The following is an 18,561-nucleotide window of genomic DNA, read 5'->3' as shown; positions in this document are numbered from 1 at the left end:
AAAGTTGTGCAATTCAATGGTCAGGATGACCACTACATACCGATCTTAACTATAGTAGTAGTGAATCATGACGATTTGACCAATTTGATGTCGGCACTACACGATAGCCAATAAAAAAGGGCGAAATCGCCCCTATTATCGCACAGAAAACCAATGTCCACTGTGCAAAAAGGCCCACTTTGTTGTGAGCCTCTTTAGAAACTTGGTAGCGGGAGCTGGATTTGAACCAACGACCTTCGGGTTATGAGCCCGACGAGCTACCAGACTGCTCCATCCCGCATCAACGTGCAAAATCATACCCAGATATTAAACATTTTTCAATCAGAATTACATTTAAGATCTGACTGTTCAGCTTTGCCTGCTGATCAGTAAAATGGTAGCGGGAGCTGGATTTGAACCAACGACCTTCGGGTTATGAGCCCGACGAGCTACCAGACTGCTCCATCCCGCAACAACATGCAAATAAATATCTCAGTTTTTTCAAACTGTCTCTTTAAGTCTGCATCTTAAAAAGAGTTGATTGGTAGCGGGAGCTGGATTTGAACCAACGACCTTCGGGTTATGAGCCCGACGAGCTACCAGACTGCTCCATCCCGCATCAACAGATTCGCCGCTAACACCAACTTATATTCTGGATTCATAAGTTGGTGCGGAAGGGGGGACTTGAACCCCCACGCCCGAAAGCACTACCACCTCAAGGTAGCGTGTCTACCAATTCCACCACCACCGCAGCTGTGACGCATTCTAGTCGCATCACTGCAAAAAAGAAAGGCTTAAATAAACTTATTCGCCAGTTTTCGTTCCAGTTGGCGAAGTTCCAGGCAACCCACCCTGTGCAGGTGCAGTTGTTGTTGGAACTGATTTCAGACTGTAAGCATCAGTGGTCTGTTTTTTTGCATAAACCGCCAGTGTCAGACTGGTCACAAAAAACAGTGCAGTCAGAATTGCGGTCAGGCGTGTCATAAAGCTGCCTGAACCTGATGCACCAAAAACAGTTGCGGCACCGCCGCCACCGAAAGATGCACCTGCATCAGCACCTTTACCATGCTGCACCAGAATCAGTGCAACCATCAATACGGCTAAAATAATATGTACCACCAGCACAAAGGTATGCATGCTGAACTCCTGATTATTCTGTTTCTGCAAATGCCTGGGCTATTTTATAAAAAGACCCCGCATTCAGGGATGCTCCACCAACCAGAGCACCATTAATATCTGGACAGGCAGCCAGCTCAACCGCATTTTCCGGTTTGACACTGCCACCATATAAAATTGCCATCTGCTGACCATAAGGCGTCAGTTGCTTCAGCCCCTCACGGATCGCTGCATGCATAGACTGAGCATCTTCCGGTGAAGCAGTTTTCCCAGTCCCGATTGCCCATATAGGCTCATACGCAACAATGATCTGCTTCCACTGTTCAGCTTCAACCACTGGTGCAATATCGCAGATCTGCTGCAATACCACCTGTTCCGCCTGCCCAGCGTCACGCTGTTCAAGGCTTTCACCAATACAATATACGACAGTCAGACCTGCATTCAGTGCATTTTTCACTTTTTCGCACAGAATCTGAGGACTGTCTGCAAAAAATTCACGTCGTTCAGAATGCCCAACCAGTACCAGCTGAATCTGACTGTCTTTAAGCAGTTCAGCACTCACTTCACCGGTATAAGCACCCGTACCTGCAATCCTGGACACATCCTGTGCTACAGTATGAACAGGAGATGCAGCATCTTCAAAAGCAGCTTTTACATTCATTAAAGCAATGGAAACAGGCGCAACACCTATACGGCAAGCCTGTTCCGAAATATCATTATTCTGCAGTAATTCTTTAAATTCCTGAATCAGTTGCTGGGCATCAGCCTGCACTGGATTCATTTTCCAGTTCCCAATAACCCAAGGCGTAACAGTCGATCCCGACATAAAGTAACCCGTAAAGAAAATTCATCAAAACGCGCACATTCTACACGCAAATCATAATTATGAAGACATTTTTATTGAAGCTTTTGCAAGACTGTCTGAATTAAGATACCTTTGAAATGAAACAATGAATAAAAACATATGCCTTGAATTACGACTGGTTCATGCTTTTCAGACAGATTAAGGTGGTAGCATCACTTTTAGATATGGTATTTTTGTGCAACAAAAGTATAATTTTGCCATACCAATTATAAACAGTATTTTTTATTTAAGTAGGGATACCGGGGAATGTCAGTATTACAGGGTTCACCTAAATTCACAGGATTTATTCGTCGCCTCGTCGATGAAGGAACAGTTTCTGCCGAAAAAATGCAGCAGGCTGTTGCAGGAGCAAAAAAAGCCAAACAGGATATTGTTCCCTATCTGATTGAACAGCTCAGCCTTTCTCCCAAAACTGTTGCTGAAAAAATTTCAGAAGAGTTCGCAGAACCCATTTTTGATCTTGCTGCCTATGATACAGCTCAGATTATCCGTGAAGGCATAGACGATAAGCTGATCACACGCCACCGTATTCTGCCTGTTTTTAAACGCGGTCACATCCTGTACGTTGCAACCAGCAATCCAACCAACATGGATGCCATGGATGCGATCCGCTTCAACAGTAAAATGAATATCGAAGCGATTATTGTTGAACACGATAAACTCGAAAAAATTATTGAACAGAATTTCGCTGAAGAAAGTACTTTTGATTTTTCAGATGATGATATTGACCTGGATCTTGATGAGGGCACCTCCCCTCAGACTACAGATACCGATGATGAACCACAGGCAGATGAAGCCCCAATCGTCAAATATATCAATAAATTACTGATTGACGCCATACGTATGGGGGCTTCGGATTTACATTTTGAACCCTATGAAAAAACCTATCGTGTCCGCTACCGGGTAGATGGTGTACTGCGCCAGATTGCGACCCCCCCCTTACAGTTGTCAAACCGTCTTGCCTCCCGACTGAAAGTCATGTCACAGATGGATATTTCTGAAAAACGGATTCCTCAGGATGGCCGTATCAAACTGAAACTGTCCAAAACCAAAGCCATCGACTTCCGTGTCAACTCATTACCGACACTGTTTGGTGAGAAACTAGTTCTGCGTATCCTGGACCCATCCAGTGCCATGCTGGGCATTGATGCTTTAGGTTATGAACCTGAACAGAAAGCCCTGTTCATGGAAGCTTTGGAAAAACCTCAGGGAATGTTACTGATCACAGGTCCAACCGGTTCAGGTAAAACGGTTTCTCTTTATACCGGTCTGAATATTCTGAACCAGGAAGACACCAATATCTCCACAGCCGAAGACCCTGTCGAAATTAACCTTGAAGGGGTTAACCAGGTGAACGTCAACCCTAAAGTTGGTCTGACCTTCGCCGTCGCACTTAAATCATTCCTACGTCAGGATCCTGACATTGTTATGGTCGGTGAGATCCGGGATCTTGAAACAGCTGAAATTGCAGTCAAAGCCGCACAGACAGGACACATGGTTCTTTCCACGCTGCACACCAACAGCGCACCTGAAACATTGACCCGTTTGCGGAATATGGGGGTTCCATCCTTCAACATTGCAACCTCTGTCAACCTGGTGATTGCTCAGCGTCTGGCCCGCCGGTTATGTTCACACTGTAAAGAGCCTGTTGATGTTCCACGTAACAGCTTACTGGAACTGGGTTTCACAGAAGAAGACCTCAACAATCCAGAGTTCCAGGTTTTTCAGCCAGTCGGCTGTTCAGAATGCCGTGAAGGTTATAAGGGTCGTGTCGGTATTTATGAAGTTATGAAAGTTACACCAGAAATTTCAAAGATTATTATGGAAGATGGTAATGCGATTAAAATTGCAGAAGCATCTGAAAAATCGGGGTTTAATAATCTTCGCCGCTCTGGATTAGTGAAAGTCATGCAGGGGGTTACTTCGCTTCAGGAAGTAAATCGTGTGACGAGTGAATAGATTGAAAATTTAAAATAAGGATAATTGCATGGCTGTCAAAAAAGCACAGATGATGCCAAACTTCATCTACGAAGGGGTTGATCGTAAAGGGGCTAAGATTAAAGGGGAAATGCCGGCACGAAACATGGCTTTAGCCAAAGTGACGCTGCGCAAACAAGGGATCACCATCAAAACCATTCGGGAAAAGAAAAAGAATATTCTCGAAGGGCTGATGAAGAAGAAAGTATCCACGCTTGATATCACGATCTTCACCCGTCAGCTTGCAACCATGATGAAAGCCGGTGTACCTTTGGTACAAAGTTTTGAAATTGTTGCAGAAGGTCTTGAAAACCCTGCCATGCGTGAAGTTGTTCTTGGCATTAAAGGTGAAGTCGAAGGCGGTAATACTTTTGCAGGTGCCCTGAAAAAATATCCACAGTATTTTGACAACCTGTTCTGTTCACTGGTCGAGTCAGGAGAACAGTCCGGTGCCCTTGAAACCATGCTGGATCGTGTAGCAATCTATAAAGAAAAAAGTGAACTGCTTAAACAGAAAATTAAAAAGGCCATGAAGTATCCAGCCAGTGTAGTTGTGGTCGCTATTATTGTGACAATTATTCTGATGGTTAAAGTCGTGCCTGTTTTCCAGGAACTGTTCACTTCATTTGGTGCAGACCTACCGGCATTTACCAAAATGGTGGTGAACATGTCTGAATGGATGCAGAAATACTGGTTCATTCTGATTATTGCCATTGGTGCCGCCATCGCAGCGTTCATGGAAGCCAAAAAGCGCAGTAAAAAATTCCGTGATTTCCTGGATAAAGCAGCACTGAAAGCACCTATTTTTGGTGATCTGGTATATAAAGCCATTATTGCCCGTTACAGTCGTACTCTTGCGACCACTTTCGCGGCTGGTGTACCGTTAATTGAAGCACTTGAATCTACAGCAGGTGCAACCAATAACGTGGTTTATGAACAGGCCGTCATGAAAATCAGGGATGATGTCGCAACAGGACAACAGCTCCAGTTTGCCATGCGGGTTACGGATAAATTCCCATCCATGGCAGTACAGATGGTTGCAATTGGCGAAGAATCCGGTGCACTGGATGCCATGCTGGATAAAGTGGCTACACACTATGAAAATGAAGTGGACAATGCCGTGGATGGATTGACCTCTATGATGGAACCTTTGATCATGGCTGTACTGGGGGTACTGGTCGGTGGTCTGGTTATCGCAATGTATCTACCAATCTTCCAGATGGGCTCCGTGGTTTAATGCAGGAAATTATCTCTTATTTAAGTACAACCCCAACTGCACTTTATCTGGCAGTTGGGATTTTCAGTTTATGTATCGGCAGTTTTCTGAATGTCGTTATTTATCGCACCCCGAAAATGATGGAACAGGAATGGCGACAGGAATGTCAGCTGTACCTGCATCCAGATCACCCACCAGAACATGAAACTCCAATAACGCTGAGTAAACCCGCATCGACCTGCCCAAAGTGTCAGTCAGAAATCCGCTGGTATCAGAATATTCCTGTTGTCAGCTGGCTGGCATTACGTGGCAAGTGTGGTAACTGCTCCAATCCAATCAGTATCCGCTATCCTTTTATTGAACTGCTGACTACTGCCTGTTCACTGACTGTCGTTGCAGTATTTGGTCCATCCATTCAGATGCTTGCAGGGCTGCTACTGACCTGGGTATTAATTGCATTAACTTTCATAGATTTTGACACACAGTTACTGCCTGACCGTTATACCCTGCCACTTGCAGCGATTGGCCTTGCAGTAAACAGCTATTCAGTATTCACATCCCCTGCTTCATCCATATGGGGATATGTGATTGGCTTCCTTTGCCTCTGGGTCGTCTATTATCTGTTTAAAGTCGTGACCGGCAAAGAAGGCATGGGGTATGGTGACTTTAAACTGCTGGCTGCATTGGGTGCATGGATGGGTCCTTTGCTCCTGCCTTTGATTGTGTTACTTTCATCCATGGTCGGCGCGGTAATTGGTATTATTTTACTGAAAATCCGCAAAGAAAATCAGCCCTTTGCTTTTGGTCCTTATATTGCCATTGCTGGCTGGATTGCCTTTTTATGGGGTGAACAGATCATGAAAATTTATCTTGGGCAGTAATAACGGACAACTGAATGACTTTTATTCTGGGTTTAACAGGCGGTATAGGCAGTGGAAAATCAGCTGCCAGTCAATGGTTTGAATCACAGGGCATTCAGGTCGTGGATGCTGATATTGTCGCAAGAGAAGTTGTTGAAAAAGGACAACCAGCTTTGGAACAGATTCAGCAGATATTTGGCAACTGGGTCATACAGGAAGATGGTGAGCTGAACCGCAGAGCCTTAAGAGAATATATTTTCAAAGAACCTTCAGCCCGCAAACAGCTTGAAGCCATTACTCATCCTGCCATCCGTACTGCAATCATTCAACAGCTGGCGTCTGCAACCAGTCCATATGCTGTCCTGGTGTCGCCCCTGCTGTTTGAAACCAGTCAGCACGAACTCACCCATCACAATCTACTGATTGATGCAACAGAAGAGCTTCAGATTGAACGCGCTTCGTCACGTGACAGACAGAATGCTGAACAGATCAAAAAAATCATTGCTGCGCAGATGCCACGCTTACAGAAGCAGGCTCTGGCTCAGGATATTATTCTCAACGATGGTCATATCGATCATCTGCACAACCAGCTTAAAAAACTGCATCTTCAGTATCTTGCAAGAAGTGAAGTCTGAATCAGTTTTTTTTCTGCTGATCCAGTCTCACCTGAAGACTGTCTTTACGTCCAAACCATCGCCACGGCTGCAATGCACCAACCCCCATACCCAGCAAGCCACAGATAATCGCTATACTCAAAGGCTCATTCAATAATGGAACAGCCAGTACTGCGGCAATAAAAGGCGCCAGGGTCACGATACTCCCTGTTTTAAACGCCCCCAACCGTTTAATAGCTTCCACATAAGTCAGTGTGGCGATAATCACCACAAAAATGCCATGAAAAATCCCCTGAACAAGCAAATGCATGGGTTCTGGCTGCATCAGATTTTTAGGTAAAAATAAAAGATAAACTGGAATATAAACAAGCGCTGACCAGATCGCTACACCCGCCATGGAATGCCATGCGGAAAGCTTCCACTGCCTGAGTAACACAGTAAATACACCCCACCAGATCGCACTGATAAAAAACAGCAGATCACCAAAACCAAAGGCCACACCTGTTTCCTCATACATCAGAAAACACATGGCTGAAATGGCGGACAGCATAATGACCAGGCTCACCCAGGTATGCTTATCAAAAGGCTCCCTGAACAGAAAAAAACCCGCCAGTGCTGTACACAGAGGGATACAGCCGTTCAGGAAAATCGCGGCATGTGCAGCAGGGACAAAATGAAAAGCACTGTAGGAAGTCAGGCAATACCCCACTCCTCCGACCATTGCCAGAATAAATGGCTCTTTTTTCCAAAGAAAGGCGGTATCTTTTTTCCATATCAAAACCGGCATCAGAATACAGAATGCCAGTGCAAATCGGAGTGCGGTAATATCCCATGCGCTGATGTGCCACTGAGCATTCAGACGGGAGGTAATCGTAAACCCTCCCCAGATGCACATCGTAACTACAACGAGGGCATAACCTTGTGTTCTGGGAGACATGTTCCTGCTACTTTAATTTAAATAATAAACTGACTCAGTGATTACGCTGACGGCAGGCTTCATACAGCGCCATACCCGTTGCCACACTGACATTCAGACTCTGTAAATTCCCTGCCATTGGAATATAAACGGTCTGATCACACTGAGACTGAGTAATCGGACGCAAACCTGTATCTTCAGCACCCATCACTACACACACCGCTGTCCCTGTAAAGTCGAACTGCTGAACAGGCAACGCATTTTCATCCAGCATGGTGCCAACAACACGCACATTGAATTCGTCTTTAATATTTCCCAGGGTTCTCGCCAAATTGGTCACCTGAATAAATTTAACCTTTTCAGCACCACCAGCTGCAACTTTACGCGCTGTCGGCGTCAGGCTGGCAGAACGGTCACGAGGTACGATCACGGCTTCCACACCCATTGCTGCTGCTGTTCGGATACATGCTCCCAGGTTATGCGGGTCAGTCACATGATCCAGCGCAAGTAAAAGCGCCTGCGGATTATTTTCAAGCAGCTGATCAAGATCTTTTTCATTCAGCACTGGATGTGGACGCACCGCAGCAACAACACCCTGATGAAATGGCTGACCTGCCAGTTTTTCCAGGCTGTCACGACTGGCTTTCTGAACACTGATACCAAACGGTTCAGCAAGCTCCAGAATTTTCTGTAAGCGCTGATCATCCCGCCCTTTCAGAGCAAATAAAGTCAGAACCCGCTCAGGCTCAAGCTCAAGTAATGACTCCACTGAATGAACGCCATAATAATATTCAGGTTTAGCCATGAACAACCTCTAATTCAACTTTTATTCAGAATTCAAAAGAAAAATCCTGCAAAGCTGACTTTACAGGATTTCTGTGAATGAACAGTTTAACCGATTCAGGTTAAAAATTCCCTGTTCAATAAAATGAAAGATCAGCCTTCCAGATGGCAGACATAATCCAGCACTTCATCCGTCTCAATTTTAAAACGGCTGTTACCAGGAACATAGAACGACTGTCCGGCACGGAACAGTTCGCTTTCTTCGCTGTCAGCAATTTTAACCCGGCATTCACCAGAAATAATTTCCATACGTTCAGGAACATGCGTTTCAAACGTCAATGCCTGCTCGGTTGGAAGAATAACCCCCAGGGTTTTTTTAGTACCGTCTTCAAACTGAACCGTATGGCTGATACACAAGCCACCAAAGTAGACGTTTGATTTTTTCACAACAGAAACATGATCAAACTGAGCTGACATGCATATTCTCCAGGTAACGCGTTTTTATATCTTTTGACTGCCTGTAGTTTAATTGGGCAAGTACAACTAATCAATCCAGATTTATACAGAATAGAGTTCTATTCTCCATATTTTCTTCTGAATATTGTCCGTATAAATCCGAGGCAGGTTCACCATAATTTCACGAGAGTCCTGTACTGCAGCTTCATAACTGCAGACTTCCTGATTTTCCTGATCCAGCAGCACCCAGCGAACGGTCTCTGCTGCTGCATCTTCAACTTTAACAATCATGACGGGTGCCCCCATATTACTGCCCACATGAAACGTCTCTGCCTGCTCATAATCAGTCTGCTGAACAGCTTCAGGAAAAGGAACTGCATCAGGGTCAAAGCCCTGACTGTCGTGACTGATCAGGCTCTGTTTCAGTGCAGGCCAGATCATATAGCGCAGAAAATGCTGATCCACCACCCTGCTGGTCAGATAATTACCCGTCTGCATATACTGCTGAATCATGGTTTCAATTCCGTGAAAAACACCATGACAGCCGCCCCACATCCCCGCAAGAACCAACTCGGTATGTGAATAAAAGTCCCGCATGCTATGAAACCATCTGCTGCTGTCCAACCATGCCTGAACCGCTGCTTTTTCTCTACAGGAAATCAGTGAGTCTGCATCACGGATCATAAAAAACCGGACATCAGGATCATCCATGACCAGGAATCTCCAGAACAGCCCGGACAGCTGTTTTTGCTGCTCATTCACCATAACAGTCTGCGCACCTGCATTTTTCAGTCTGTGCTGAACAGCATCAGGCACACTGTCATCCAGATAAATCCTGCATGTCCATTCAGGGTAAATCTCTCTGGCATGAATCACGTTCAGCCATGCTGTTTCACAGTATCTTGGATCACTGCCAAACAGTGAAAAGGCTATAATATTTTCCTGCGGACGGGCAGGATTAAACACAGGTCTTTCAGCAGGAATATTCAGCGTGGACTGTTCATTGACCTGGTTTTTTTTGCTCTGTAATGCAAGCGCACCATACTTCTGAACTTCATCCGGTTTATCCAGCTGATAACAGACTTCGGTCAATCCATCGTAAATATTGGTATCCACCCTGGCTTTACTCAGACTGATCGCCTTCAGATAATGTCGGTAAGCATCTTCATAGCGTTCAAGACGCAGTTCGGTAAATGCCAGATCCATCATTGCAACGACATGGTCAGGTACATATTTCAGTACTTCAGCCACGTGTTTCCGTGCGGCTTCATAGTCTTTCTGCGCTGTTGCCTGACGGAACAGAGCGGATAACTGTGCAAGTTTTTTATTCAACTGTTCAATATTCTGTTTTTTTATCGGTTGCCTGACCGGTGGTTTAGGCAAAGGCAGTTTCATTTTCATAATAAATATGGGATAAAATAGTTATGTTTCAGGTCATCTTAGAATAAAAGTCGTCTTGTGACAAAAATAAAACCTGATATCTTTAACTTAAACTTACCGCAGTCCGGATGCGTATATGCTGACACATTTAACTCTGATCAATTTTGCATTAGCTGACAATTTAGCCATTGATATTGAACAAGGTTTTAATGTTCTCACCGGAGAAACCGGTGCAGGTAAATCCCTGCTCCTGGATGCGCTTTCTGCCTGTCTTGGTGAAAGAACAGATACCAATTATGTACGGTTCGGCACAGATAAAGCCGATGTCACAGCTGTTTTCAGCTATCAGGACGGCAGTCCAGAGGCTGAATGGCTCAAAGCACATGAGCTAGATGATGAATCTGGTGAGATCCATTTACGTCGTGTTATTTTTTCTACAGGGCGCAGTAAGGCATGGATTAATGGTCGTCCAGGCAGTCTGTCTGAACTCAAGGAAATCGGACGCTTACTGGTACAGCTGTACAGCCAGCACAGCCAGCAGCAGTTACTGGAACCGCCTTATCCGAAGCACTGGATTGACCGCTACAGTAACTTTTACACTCCTGCCCAGCAGGTGCGTGATGCCTACAGCAAATGGCAGAAAGACATCCGTCAGCATCAGGCTGCCATAGATGCACAGGCAAACCGTCTACAGCGTATCGACACTTTACAGCTACAGCTTGAAGAACTTGAAGAACTGATTCAGGTCGATTACAAAGAAATTGAGCAGGAATTTGACCGTCTCAGCCACCATGAGCACATCATGCAGGATTGCAGTTACAGCCTGAATGCACTGGATGAATCTGAACAGAATATTGCTCAGGAAATGTCTTCCATTCTGCGCAGACTCGAATCACATGCGGGTCGCAGTGATCAGCTCTCTGAAATTTATAATTCCCTGATCAATGCGCAGAGTGAAATTGATGATGCAACTGCAAATCTGAGACAGTTTATTGACCGTCAGAGTTTTGATCCTGAACGGATGGAAGAACTGAACTCACAGCTTGAAGTCTTCCATCGGTTGGCCCGTAAATACCGCACCCAGCCCGATGAACTGAAAAATCAGTACACCGAATGGCAACAGGAACTTGAACAGCTGCATCAGCTGGAAGATCCCGAAGCCCTGGCTGAACAGGTTGAGGCATCCTATCAGGACTATCTGAACAAGGCACAGCATCTGGATGATATCCGTCGTGAAGCTGCTGCACCGCTGGCAAAACAACTGACCGAACAGGTCAAACAGCTGGCACTGCCTGAAGCCCATTTTGAATTTAAATTTGAACCACTGGAACAACCATCCGCAGAAGGTTTCAGTTTTATTCAGCTGTTATTTACTGCCAACAAAGGTATTCCAGCACAACCCTTGGCCAAAGTCGCATCTGGGGGCGAGCTTTCCCGTATTGCCCTCGTCATGCAAGTCATGAATGCAGAAAAAACAGATGCCGAAGTGCTCGTATTTGATGAAATTGATGTCGGTATCAGCGGTGGTACAGCAGAAATAGTCGGTCGTCTGCTGGCAGGACTGGGCAAGCATGTACAGATTTTATGTATTACTCACCAGGCACAGGTTGCAGCACAGTCTGATCAACATCTGCTGGCGAAGAAACGGCAGTCAGATCCAGCCAGCAGCAGTATTCTGGAACTTGAAGAAGATGAGCGGATTCAGGAACTGGCACGTATGACCGGTGGTATTGAAATCAATGAAACTACATTGCAGCATGCCCGACAGCTGAGACAGCTGAAATTTCAGATTGCCTGACCCGTGATATCTCTTTGGGTCCTGTCAAATACACAAAATAGTATTTGGATAAGTGATGGAAGTCCTGTAACTTATTAATAAACGTAATATTTAATATAATAATTCAGAGAATTGAGGAGAAATTCCCAGGTGTCAAAACAATTTCTGACGCACCGCTGTCTGATTGCACCGCCTGAAATGGCAGATGATTTCTTTGCCAATACAGTAATTTACCTTGCCCGACATGATGATGAAGGCGCACAGGGGATTATTATCAATCGTCCTTCGGGAATTTCTGTACGTGAATTACTCAATGATCTGGAAATCAGTGCCGATCATGTCCTGCCGCACGATGTGCTTCAGGGAGGACCTTTGCGTCCCGAAGCCGGTTTTGTTCTGCATACCGGTCAACCGACCTGGCATTCGTCCATTGCAGTCGGTGAAAACGTCTGTATCACCACCAGTAAGGATATCCTCGATGCGATTGCACATAACGAGGGTGTGGGGCGTTACCAGATTGCACTGGGCTATGCCAGCTGGGGTAAAAATCAGCTGGAAGATGAAATTGCCAAAGGTGACTGGCTGATCTGTGATTCAGATATGGATCTGATTTTTAATTTACCCTACGATGACCGCTGGGACGCAGCTTATCGTAAAATAGGCATTGACCGCACCTGGTTATCATCTGAGATTGGACATGCCTGATTTAACACAACCGCAACTCATTCTTGCCTTTGACTTCGGCACACAGAAAATGGGGATGGCGGTTGGTTCTTCCCTGATTGAAAGTGCAAACCCACTTGCCCTGTTTCCCATGAAAGATGGTATTCCGAACTGGGACGAACTGCTGAAAATTGTAAAACAGCATCAACCCAGTTTGTTTCTGGTGGGATTACCTTTAAATATGGATGACACAGAGTCAGAGCTTTCCACCCGTGCGCGCAAATTTGCACGGCGTTTGCGTCATCAGACCAATATTGAAACCCTGATGGTGGATGAACGCCTGACCACCCGTGAAGCCCGCGATGAACTTGAGCATTATCAGGCTCAGGGACGTGCAAAAAAACTCGCCGCAGACAGCATCGCGGCCGCTTTATTTATTGAAAGCTGGTATCGCAATCCAGAAGGATTAACACCTTAAACAGCAGGTTCAGTCATGTCCAGGACATATGTCATCTATGGGGTAAGTAAAGGGCTTGGGCAGGCAATCCTGCAGGCTGTTCCTCAGCAAGAAGACCGTATATTCGGTATTTCACGCTCTGAACCCAGTTATCTTCATCCCGGTTTTCAGTGGATTTCTGCCGATCTTTCTCAGCCTGAACTGGCTCGGGATATAGTGAAAAAACAGATTCAGAACCAGCAGGTGGATTATCTGATTTATAACGTGGGTATCTGGGAAGAAAAAGCATTTGAGCCTGATTATGACTTTGAAAACTGCTCTGATACCGAAATTTCGCGTTTACTTCACACCAATGTACATGCCTGCATACTTGCGATTCAGTCTCTGCTGGAAAATTTACGTCTGTCCAGCAATGCCAAAATTATTCTGATCGGTTCAACCTGGGGACTGGATAATCATAATGGTGCAGAAGTTTCTTTTTCAGCGAGTAAATTTGCACTGCGTGGAATGGTTCATGCTCTGCGACAGAGTCTGAAAAAAGATCAGATTGGTATCAGTGTACTGAACCTGGGTTATCTCGCCACAGAGTTTGACATCAACACACCATTGGATACTGTACTGGCAGAAACCGAGGCTCAACTGATTCCGCTTCAGGATGTACTGGCAGCTATCCGCTTTATTCTGGCGACCAGTCGGGCATCCTGTGTCAAAGAAATCAACATGCCTGCCATGGCAGATCTGCACATATAAAAAACCTGATGAATGGCTGACAGCTTATTTTTTATGTCTTTCCAGAATATGTACGGTCACGGTACGACCTGCAATAAAAGCCAGTTCATTGTGCGGTACTTCATCCAGTACAATTTTTACAGGGACACGCTGCGCCAGCCGTACCCAGCTGAAAGTTGGATTTACATTGGCCAGCAGACCTGAAGATGTGGTCCGCTCACGGTCTTCAATCCCTGATGCAATTCCCTGTACATGACCTTTAATTTTCTCTGAATCACCCATCAGCTGAATGGTTGCCTGATCGCCCAGCTGGATTTTATTCAGTTTGGTTTCTTCAAAGTACCCGACCACATACAGTTGCTTACGGTCAAGCAATGCCGCAACCGCCTGCCCCACTTTGACATAATTACCAGGACGCATATCAAAATTGGATAAAGTTCCGTCAGCAGGTGCAATAACTTCAGCACGGTTCATGTTCAGTTCAGCCAGATGCAGACTGCTGGTGGCAGCTTCAATGAGGGCTTTCTGCTGAGTAATACTGGCTTGTGCCTGCTCAACTGCTGCCTGCAGCTGCTCATGCTCTGCATGGGACTGATCACGTGTGGCAAACACCTGATCCTGTTCCTGTTTAGAAATCGCACCATCCATCAAAGATGCATAACGTCCTGCTGTTTTATCAGCAAGCTGAATATTGGCAGCCGATCTCACTACATTCGCTTTAGCCTGTGCCAGTCCTGCTTCAGCTTCTGCAAGTCCTGATTTTGCTTTTGCCAGATCTGACTTTGCCTGCTCAACATCGAGTGCCTGACGGGCAAGATCTATTTTAAACAGCACCTGACCTTTTTTGACCTGCTGATTGTCCTGAACCAGAACTTCAGTGACCAGACCTGCAACATCTGAAGATACCTGAATCACGTCTCCACGCACCCGCCCGTCACGGGTCCAGGGTTCGGCATTGTAGTAGTTCCACAGATGTACCACGCACAGGACAGCAAGTATCACCACAACAGTCAGCACTGTCGGTCGGATGACTTTTCGAGCATCAAAACTTTTCATATTCCACTTATCCATTCATCAATTCAGGAAGTTTTATTCATTACTGCACCAGACTGAAAATCCAGTGCATCAGCCCCAGTAAAATGGCATAAAGACATAAATTGAAAATCCCCGGCAACGCAATCCACCCTCTTTCAATCAGGGTATCTGTCCATAGCGCAATTATTCTGAGCAGGATATACGCCAGTATCGCCTGGACCAGAAAGACCGGAATATAAACCCCGTACAGATTCAGCTCACCCATCTTTATGCTCCCGCCATTTCACGCTGTAGTTTCAGTTCCGTTTCAACCTGACATAAGCCATTACGGATGTTGTTCACCGAGATTCTGATTCTTTTCTGAATATCCTCATCACCTATCTCCAATGCCGCATTTTCGGTCCGTTCTAACAGCTCAAAAATCTGTGCAGAATCGACCAGGTGCTGCTGCTGTTTTTCCCTGGCCTTAAACCATGTTTCCAGACTGTGCTGTAAAGCCACAATCCATTTCACAGCGACAGCGTCAGAAGACAGTTTCTCTTTCAGCTCATTTAATCGGGTCAGATCAATGGTGGCACTGGACTCAATCAGCACGGCATTCATTTCTGCTTTCAGAGAGGCTGACTGCACCATTTTTGTATTGAGTACGCCAATCCGGTCAAGCATGCCTCTTAGATGTGTTTTGAACTGCACACCATAATGCATACGGATGGCATGTCGCATATCCCGATAATGCAGCGCGAGCATCCGCTGTGCAGTGATGTCAGGTGACATCGAGCGCACCATCTGTACCACACAGACGGAAATAATCGGACCAATCGCTGTACCAATAGAAAAATCAAAAAAGGTTATCTGATCCAGTGCATAACGGTTCTGAATATTCAGTCCCATCACCACGCCCATCAGCAAAGGCAGAGCCAGCCCCGTCAAAGGCGGATGTGGAAACAGCATCAGACAGTAAATAATGAACGGTGCCAGCACCACAGCCATTTCCCAGAAGGTTGTGACATGGGGGAAAATTCCATAGGCATAAATAAATACAATTACCACAGCATAAAGGTTGGCACGGATAAACATTTTCAGTGCAGGGACTGGGTCATCCATTGCGGTCAGAATACAGGCACTGATCGCTGCCATTTCCGCCATCATGAAACCAGGCTTCCAGCCACTTAATATCCACAGAGCAGCAGCAATAAAAATGGTAATACTCGCCGATACTCCGCCCCGTACAGCGACACCATGATCCCGATGCAGACTCGGATAGCTTGTGGTTAAAGGCGTAATGGTTCCAGGCAGTGAATTATCACCCTGCAGAATCCGCCGCCAGATCAGTTTTACTGCCCGAACATTCTGAATAAAATGTCGGATATCCATTTTCAGTCCACCCAGCATCACCTGCTGTTCGGAACGGGCATGACTGAACATCCGCTCAAAATCAGCATTGAATGTTGCAGGCAAATGTCTCAGTTCATTTTCATGAATCTCGTGTTTATCATCCAGAAAGGCAGCCACATGCCCATGCAGCAGCCTTAAATGTTCCCGATAACTCATATCAATCTGATCAAGCTGTTTAATCCGTTCAGACATTGCCACCAGGTTTGCCACCAGCATGGTGACCTGATGCAGCAGCTCCTGAATGGGCTTGGTCATCAGCTTATTGCCCGATGTTTCATAGCTCAGATGTACCGCCATGACATGAATGTCTGAGGTATCCCGCGTGATACTGGCGAGCAAGGTGGTGTAACTGGGCTGATGATATTCATCAAGCAGAATCTGGTCATACAGTGATCGGGTGTCCTGCATGGTTTTTGCCACACGTGTCTGTAAAACAGGTGCCAGTGGCTGAGGGAAAATTGTGGCAGTGACCACAGCACTACAGACCACCCCCAGCGAAATCTCAAGAAACCGTCCGAGCGCCATATCAAAGATGGAAATCGTATCAATATAATAAATCGCATTAAAGCAGATAATCACGGCGGTATAGCCTGCCAGCATGAACACATAACTGCGGGGTGTCCGATCCAGCAGAGACACATACAGACAGAATCCGACCCAGATCGCCAGAATCAGAATCAACAGCATGGGCATATTGATAAACAGCGGTGTAACCGCTACGGCAAAAACAGCCCCGAATAATGTTCCCAGCAAACGGTAAATACTCTTGGATGCCGTCATTCCTGAATAAGGACTGGCAATCACGAAGACCGTACCAATCGCCCAGATGGGATAACTCAGGTTCAGAATAAAGGCAAAATACAGAGACAGCATGCCCGCAATAAACGTTTTGGTCGCAAAAATCCAGTCCATTTTATTGGGACGGAATGCAAGAATCTGTTTATATAAAAGCATAAATACGCTCTGCTCACAGGGTTTGACAACAGATCCAGTGATTCATATTTTCTTTTAGCGCCGACGACAAAGAGACATCATCTGCATTTGCACATGATGTCAGTAGAAATTTCGACATTCACACTGGAGGGAAAAAAATCAGTCAGAAAATGCCTGCCAGGCACTTCCCAGGACTTAATTCAATTTAAATTGAATTAAAATTCATCATTGGATATTTGATTTATTTATTTTTTCAAAAAACAGATAAAAAGTCAATACAAGTATCTCTATGTGATATTAATATCAATATTTAATGAAAACTTCGACAGTTTTCAAAGCTCAGTTCTTATTACACTATGGATTCAGCCACTTAAATGCCGACAAATACAGCGTGATTACAAGAAAAGCTCTGCATGATGTCCCGCATTTTGTTATAAAGTAATTATTCTTTTTTTTATTTTTCTCTTTCAGATCAATCAGGGTTCATATGGCACTTTCGAGTTTTGGAAAAATTCTCACTGTACTGGATTTATTCTCTGTATCCCGTCCGATTATTAATGTGGATACCATCAGTGAGGAACTGGGGTTATCCAAACCGACCAGTTACCGCTATCTGAAAGAACTCGTCTCTGCAGATATTTTACAGCGCCTGAGCGGAACTTCTGGAGACTACACCCTTGGACCCAAGATTGCTGTCATGGACTATATTTCCAGAACGACAGATCCACTGGTTCAGATCAGTATTCCATTTATGCAGGAAATTTCTGAAAAAACAGAGTTATGCTGTTTACTGACCCATCTGAATACTGACTACTGTATTGATATTCATCACGAAGTTTTTAAAGACGTCAGTCTGCTGTCCTATGGACGTGGATGCCCCCGCCCTGTATTTATGGGGTCTTCACCCAAAGTGATTATGGCGCATCTGCCTAAACAGAAAATTCATGACTATTACCAGCGTTTTGCAACTGAACTGAAAAATGTAGGTTTTGCTCAGGATGAAGATGCTTTCGTACAGCACATGAAAAAGATCAAAAAACAGGGATACTACCTTTCCCGCGGGGAACTCGATCCAAATGTTTCCGGTCTGTCTGTCCCTGTAAAATTTTCAAGCAAGGAAGCTCCTCTTGCCCTGACAGTACTTGCCTCCAAAAACCGTTTTGAGTTTATCAATACAGATAAACTGATTGAAATACTCAAAGATAATGCTGCTCAGATTGAAAAACGCTTTATTTCCCTGTCTGAAACACATCAGTTACCGGGACATACCTACAGCATCAGCAAAAGTGATAATGAGCAATAATCTGTTGCAATTTCAACTTGTATAACTCACAAAATTCTCATACTATGATTCTGTTCTTCAGTAGATCCATAGAAGATGATATTGCTTTTGCGAAAACAGTATCCTCA

The 18,561-nt window shown here is 45.1% G+C and carries 18 protein-coding genes and 4 tRNA genes; 9 read left to right on the top strand and 13 right to left on the bottom strand.

The annotated features are described in order from the left end of the window. Positions 1-203: 203 nt before the first annotated feature. The 6 genes from CDG60_RS02530 to tpiA form a co-directional block, all read right to left on the bottom strand. A tRNA-Met gene (locus tag CDG60_RS02530) sits at positions 204-280 on the bottom strand. A 94-nt stretch (positions 281-374) separates the two neighbouring features. Further along, positions 375-451: transfer RNA gene (locus CDG60_RS02525), tRNA-Met, on the bottom strand. Positions 452-521: 70 nt separating this feature from the next. Beyond that, a tRNA-Met gene (locus tag CDG60_RS02520) sits at positions 522-598 on the bottom strand. A 47-nt stretch (positions 599-645) separates the two neighbouring features. Then, positions 646-730 (bottom strand) — tRNA-Leu (locus tag CDG60_RS02515). Positions 731-783: 53 nt separating this feature from the next. Further along, the gene (gene secG, locus CDG60_RS02510; RefSeq protein WP_087512628.1) at positions 784-1,116 is read right to left on the bottom strand and encodes a preprotein translocase subunit SecG; all 333 of its coding nucleotides are present in this window, start codon (positions 1,114-1,116) and stop codon (positions 784-786) included. 13 nt (positions 1,117-1,129) lie between these two features. Next, positions 1,130-1,921 carry a triose-phosphate isomerase gene (gene tpiA, locus CDG60_RS02505; protein ID WP_087512627.1) on the bottom strand — a complete coding sequence of 264 codons (792 nt, stop codon included), beginning with the start codon at positions 1,919-1,921 and terminating at the stop codon, positions 1,130-1,132. A 285-nt stretch (positions 1,922-2,206) separates the two neighbouring features. Between tpiA and pilB the strand changes: the two genes are divergently transcribed. The 4 genes from pilB to coaE are packed head-to-tail and all read left to right on the top strand — an operon-like array spanning position 2,207 to position 6,648. Beyond that, on the top strand, positions 2,207-3,919 hold the full coding sequence (gene pilB, locus CDG60_RS02500) for a type IV-A pilus assembly ATPase PilB (RefSeq protein WP_087512626.1): 1,713 nt from the start codon (positions 2,207-2,209) through the stop codon (positions 3,917-3,919). 28 nt (positions 3,920-3,947) lie between these two features. Next, entirely contained in the window at positions 3,948-5,174 is a 1,227-nt protein-coding gene (locus CDG60_RS02495) for a type II secretion system F family protein (RefSeq protein WP_087512625.1), read from the top strand. Beyond that, entirely contained in the window at positions 5,174-6,034 is an 861-nt protein-coding gene (locus CDG60_RS02490) for a prepilin peptidase (protein WP_087512624.1), read from the top strand. The genes CDG60_RS02495 and CDG60_RS02490 overlap by 1 nt, the downstream gene beginning before the upstream one ends. Before the next feature lie 14 nt (positions 6,035-6,048). Continuing rightward, positions 6,049-6,648 carry a dephospho-CoA kinase gene (gene coaE, locus CDG60_RS02485; protein ID WP_087512623.1) on the top strand — a complete coding sequence of 200 codons (600 nt, stop codon included), beginning with the start codon at positions 6,049-6,051 and terminating at the stop codon, positions 6,646-6,648. Between the two features lies 1 nt (position 6,649). Here the strand turns inward: coaE and CDG60_RS02480 are convergent, their stop codons facing one another. The 4 genes from CDG60_RS02480 to CDG60_RS02465 form a co-directional block, all read right to left on the bottom strand. Further along, a complete protein-coding gene (locus CDG60_RS02480; RefSeq protein ID WP_087512622.1) occupies positions 6,650-7,564 on the bottom strand; it encodes a DMT family transporter in 915 nt (304 codons plus the stop codon). A gap of 34 nt (positions 7,565-7,598) precedes the next feature. Then, entirely contained in the window at positions 7,599-8,348 is a 750-nt protein-coding gene (gene rlmB / locus CDG60_RS02475) for a 23S rRNA (guanosine(2251)-2'-O)-methyltransferase RlmB (protein ID WP_087512621.1), read from the bottom strand. A gap of 131 nt (positions 8,349-8,479) precedes the next feature. Further along, positions 8,480-8,803: a pyrimidine/purine nucleoside phosphorylase gene (gene ppnP, locus CDG60_RS02470; protein WP_087512620.1), complete on the bottom strand. Its 324-nt coding sequence runs from the start codon at positions 8,801-8,803 to the stop codon at positions 8,480-8,482. A gap of 81 nt (positions 8,804-8,884) precedes the next feature. Further along, positions 8,885-10,183 carry a tetratricopeptide repeat protein gene (locus tag CDG60_RS02465; protein ID WP_087512619.1) on the bottom strand — a complete coding sequence of 433 codons (1,299 nt, stop codon included), beginning with the start codon at positions 10,181-10,183 and terminating at the stop codon, positions 8,885-8,887. Between the two features lie 115 nt (positions 10,184-10,298). Here CDG60_RS02465 and recN point away from each other — a divergent pair, with 115 nt between their 5' ends. The 4 genes from recN to CDG60_RS02445 all read left to right on the top strand — a co-directional run bounded on the left by recN (position 10,299) and on the right by CDG60_RS02445 (position 13,809). Beyond that, positions 10,299-11,960: a DNA repair protein RecN gene (recN, locus tag CDG60_RS02460; RefSeq protein ID WP_087512618.1), complete on the top strand. Its 1,662-nt coding sequence runs from the start codon at positions 10,299-10,301 to the stop codon at positions 11,958-11,960. A gap of 129 nt (positions 11,961-12,089) precedes the next feature. Further along, on the top strand, positions 12,090-12,644 hold the full coding sequence (locus tag CDG60_RS02455; RefSeq protein WP_087512617.1) for a YqgE/AlgH family protein: 555 nt from the start codon (positions 12,090-12,092) through the stop codon (positions 12,642-12,644). After that, on the top strand, positions 12,637-13,080 hold the full coding sequence (ruvX, locus tag CDG60_RS02450; RefSeq protein ID WP_087512616.1) for a Holliday junction resolvase RuvX: 444 nt from the start codon (positions 12,637-12,639) through the stop codon (positions 13,078-13,080). Before CDG60_RS02455 ends, ruvX begins: the two co-directional genes overlap by 8 nt. Before the next feature lie 15 nt (positions 13,081-13,095). Next, complete coding sequence (locus CDG60_RS02445) at positions 13,096-13,809, top strand: SDR family NAD(P)-dependent oxidoreductase (protein WP_087512615.1); 714 nt, start codon at positions 13,096-13,098, stop codon at positions 13,807-13,809. 24 nt (positions 13,810-13,833) lie between these two features. On the opposite strand, the gene CDG60_RS02440 is transcribed toward CDG60_RS02445, so the two are convergent. From CDG60_RS02440 to CDG60_RS02430, 3 genes are read right to left on the bottom strand one after another with little or no spacing between them, the layout of a single operon-like run. Beyond that, entirely contained in the window at positions 13,834-14,844 is a 1,011-nt protein-coding gene (locus CDG60_RS02440) for an HlyD family secretion protein (RefSeq protein WP_087512724.1), read from the bottom strand. A gap of 40 nt (positions 14,845-14,884) precedes the next feature. After that, positions 14,885-15,088 (bottom strand): DUF1656 domain-containing protein, encoded by a 204-nt coding sequence (locus tag CDG60_RS02435; RefSeq protein WP_087512614.1) that lies wholly within the window; start codon positions 15,086-15,088, stop codon positions 14,885-14,887. Between the two features lie 2 nt (positions 15,089-15,090). Beyond that, complete coding sequence (locus CDG60_RS02430; protein WP_087512613.1) at positions 15,091-17,172, bottom strand: FUSC family protein; 2,082 nt, start codon at positions 17,170-17,172, stop codon at positions 15,091-15,093. A gap of 466 nt (positions 17,173-17,638) precedes the next feature. Between CDG60_RS02430 and CDG60_RS02425 the strand changes: the two genes are divergently transcribed. Beyond that, complete coding sequence (locus CDG60_RS02425) at positions 17,639-18,454, top strand: IclR family transcriptional regulator (protein ID WP_087512612.1); 816 nt, start codon at positions 17,639-17,641, stop codon at positions 18,452-18,454. Positions 18,455-18,561 lie beyond the last annotated feature (107 nt).

Origin of the sequence: Acinetobacter chinensis (assembly GCF_002165375.2) — a bacterium.
Classification (GTDB): Bacteria; Pseudomonadota; Gammaproteobacteria; order Pseudomonadales; family Moraxellaceae; genus Acinetobacter; species Acinetobacter chinensis.
The sequence above is the reverse complement of the archived record's forward strand: the minus strand, read 5'-3'. Positions and strand labels throughout refer to the sequence as shown.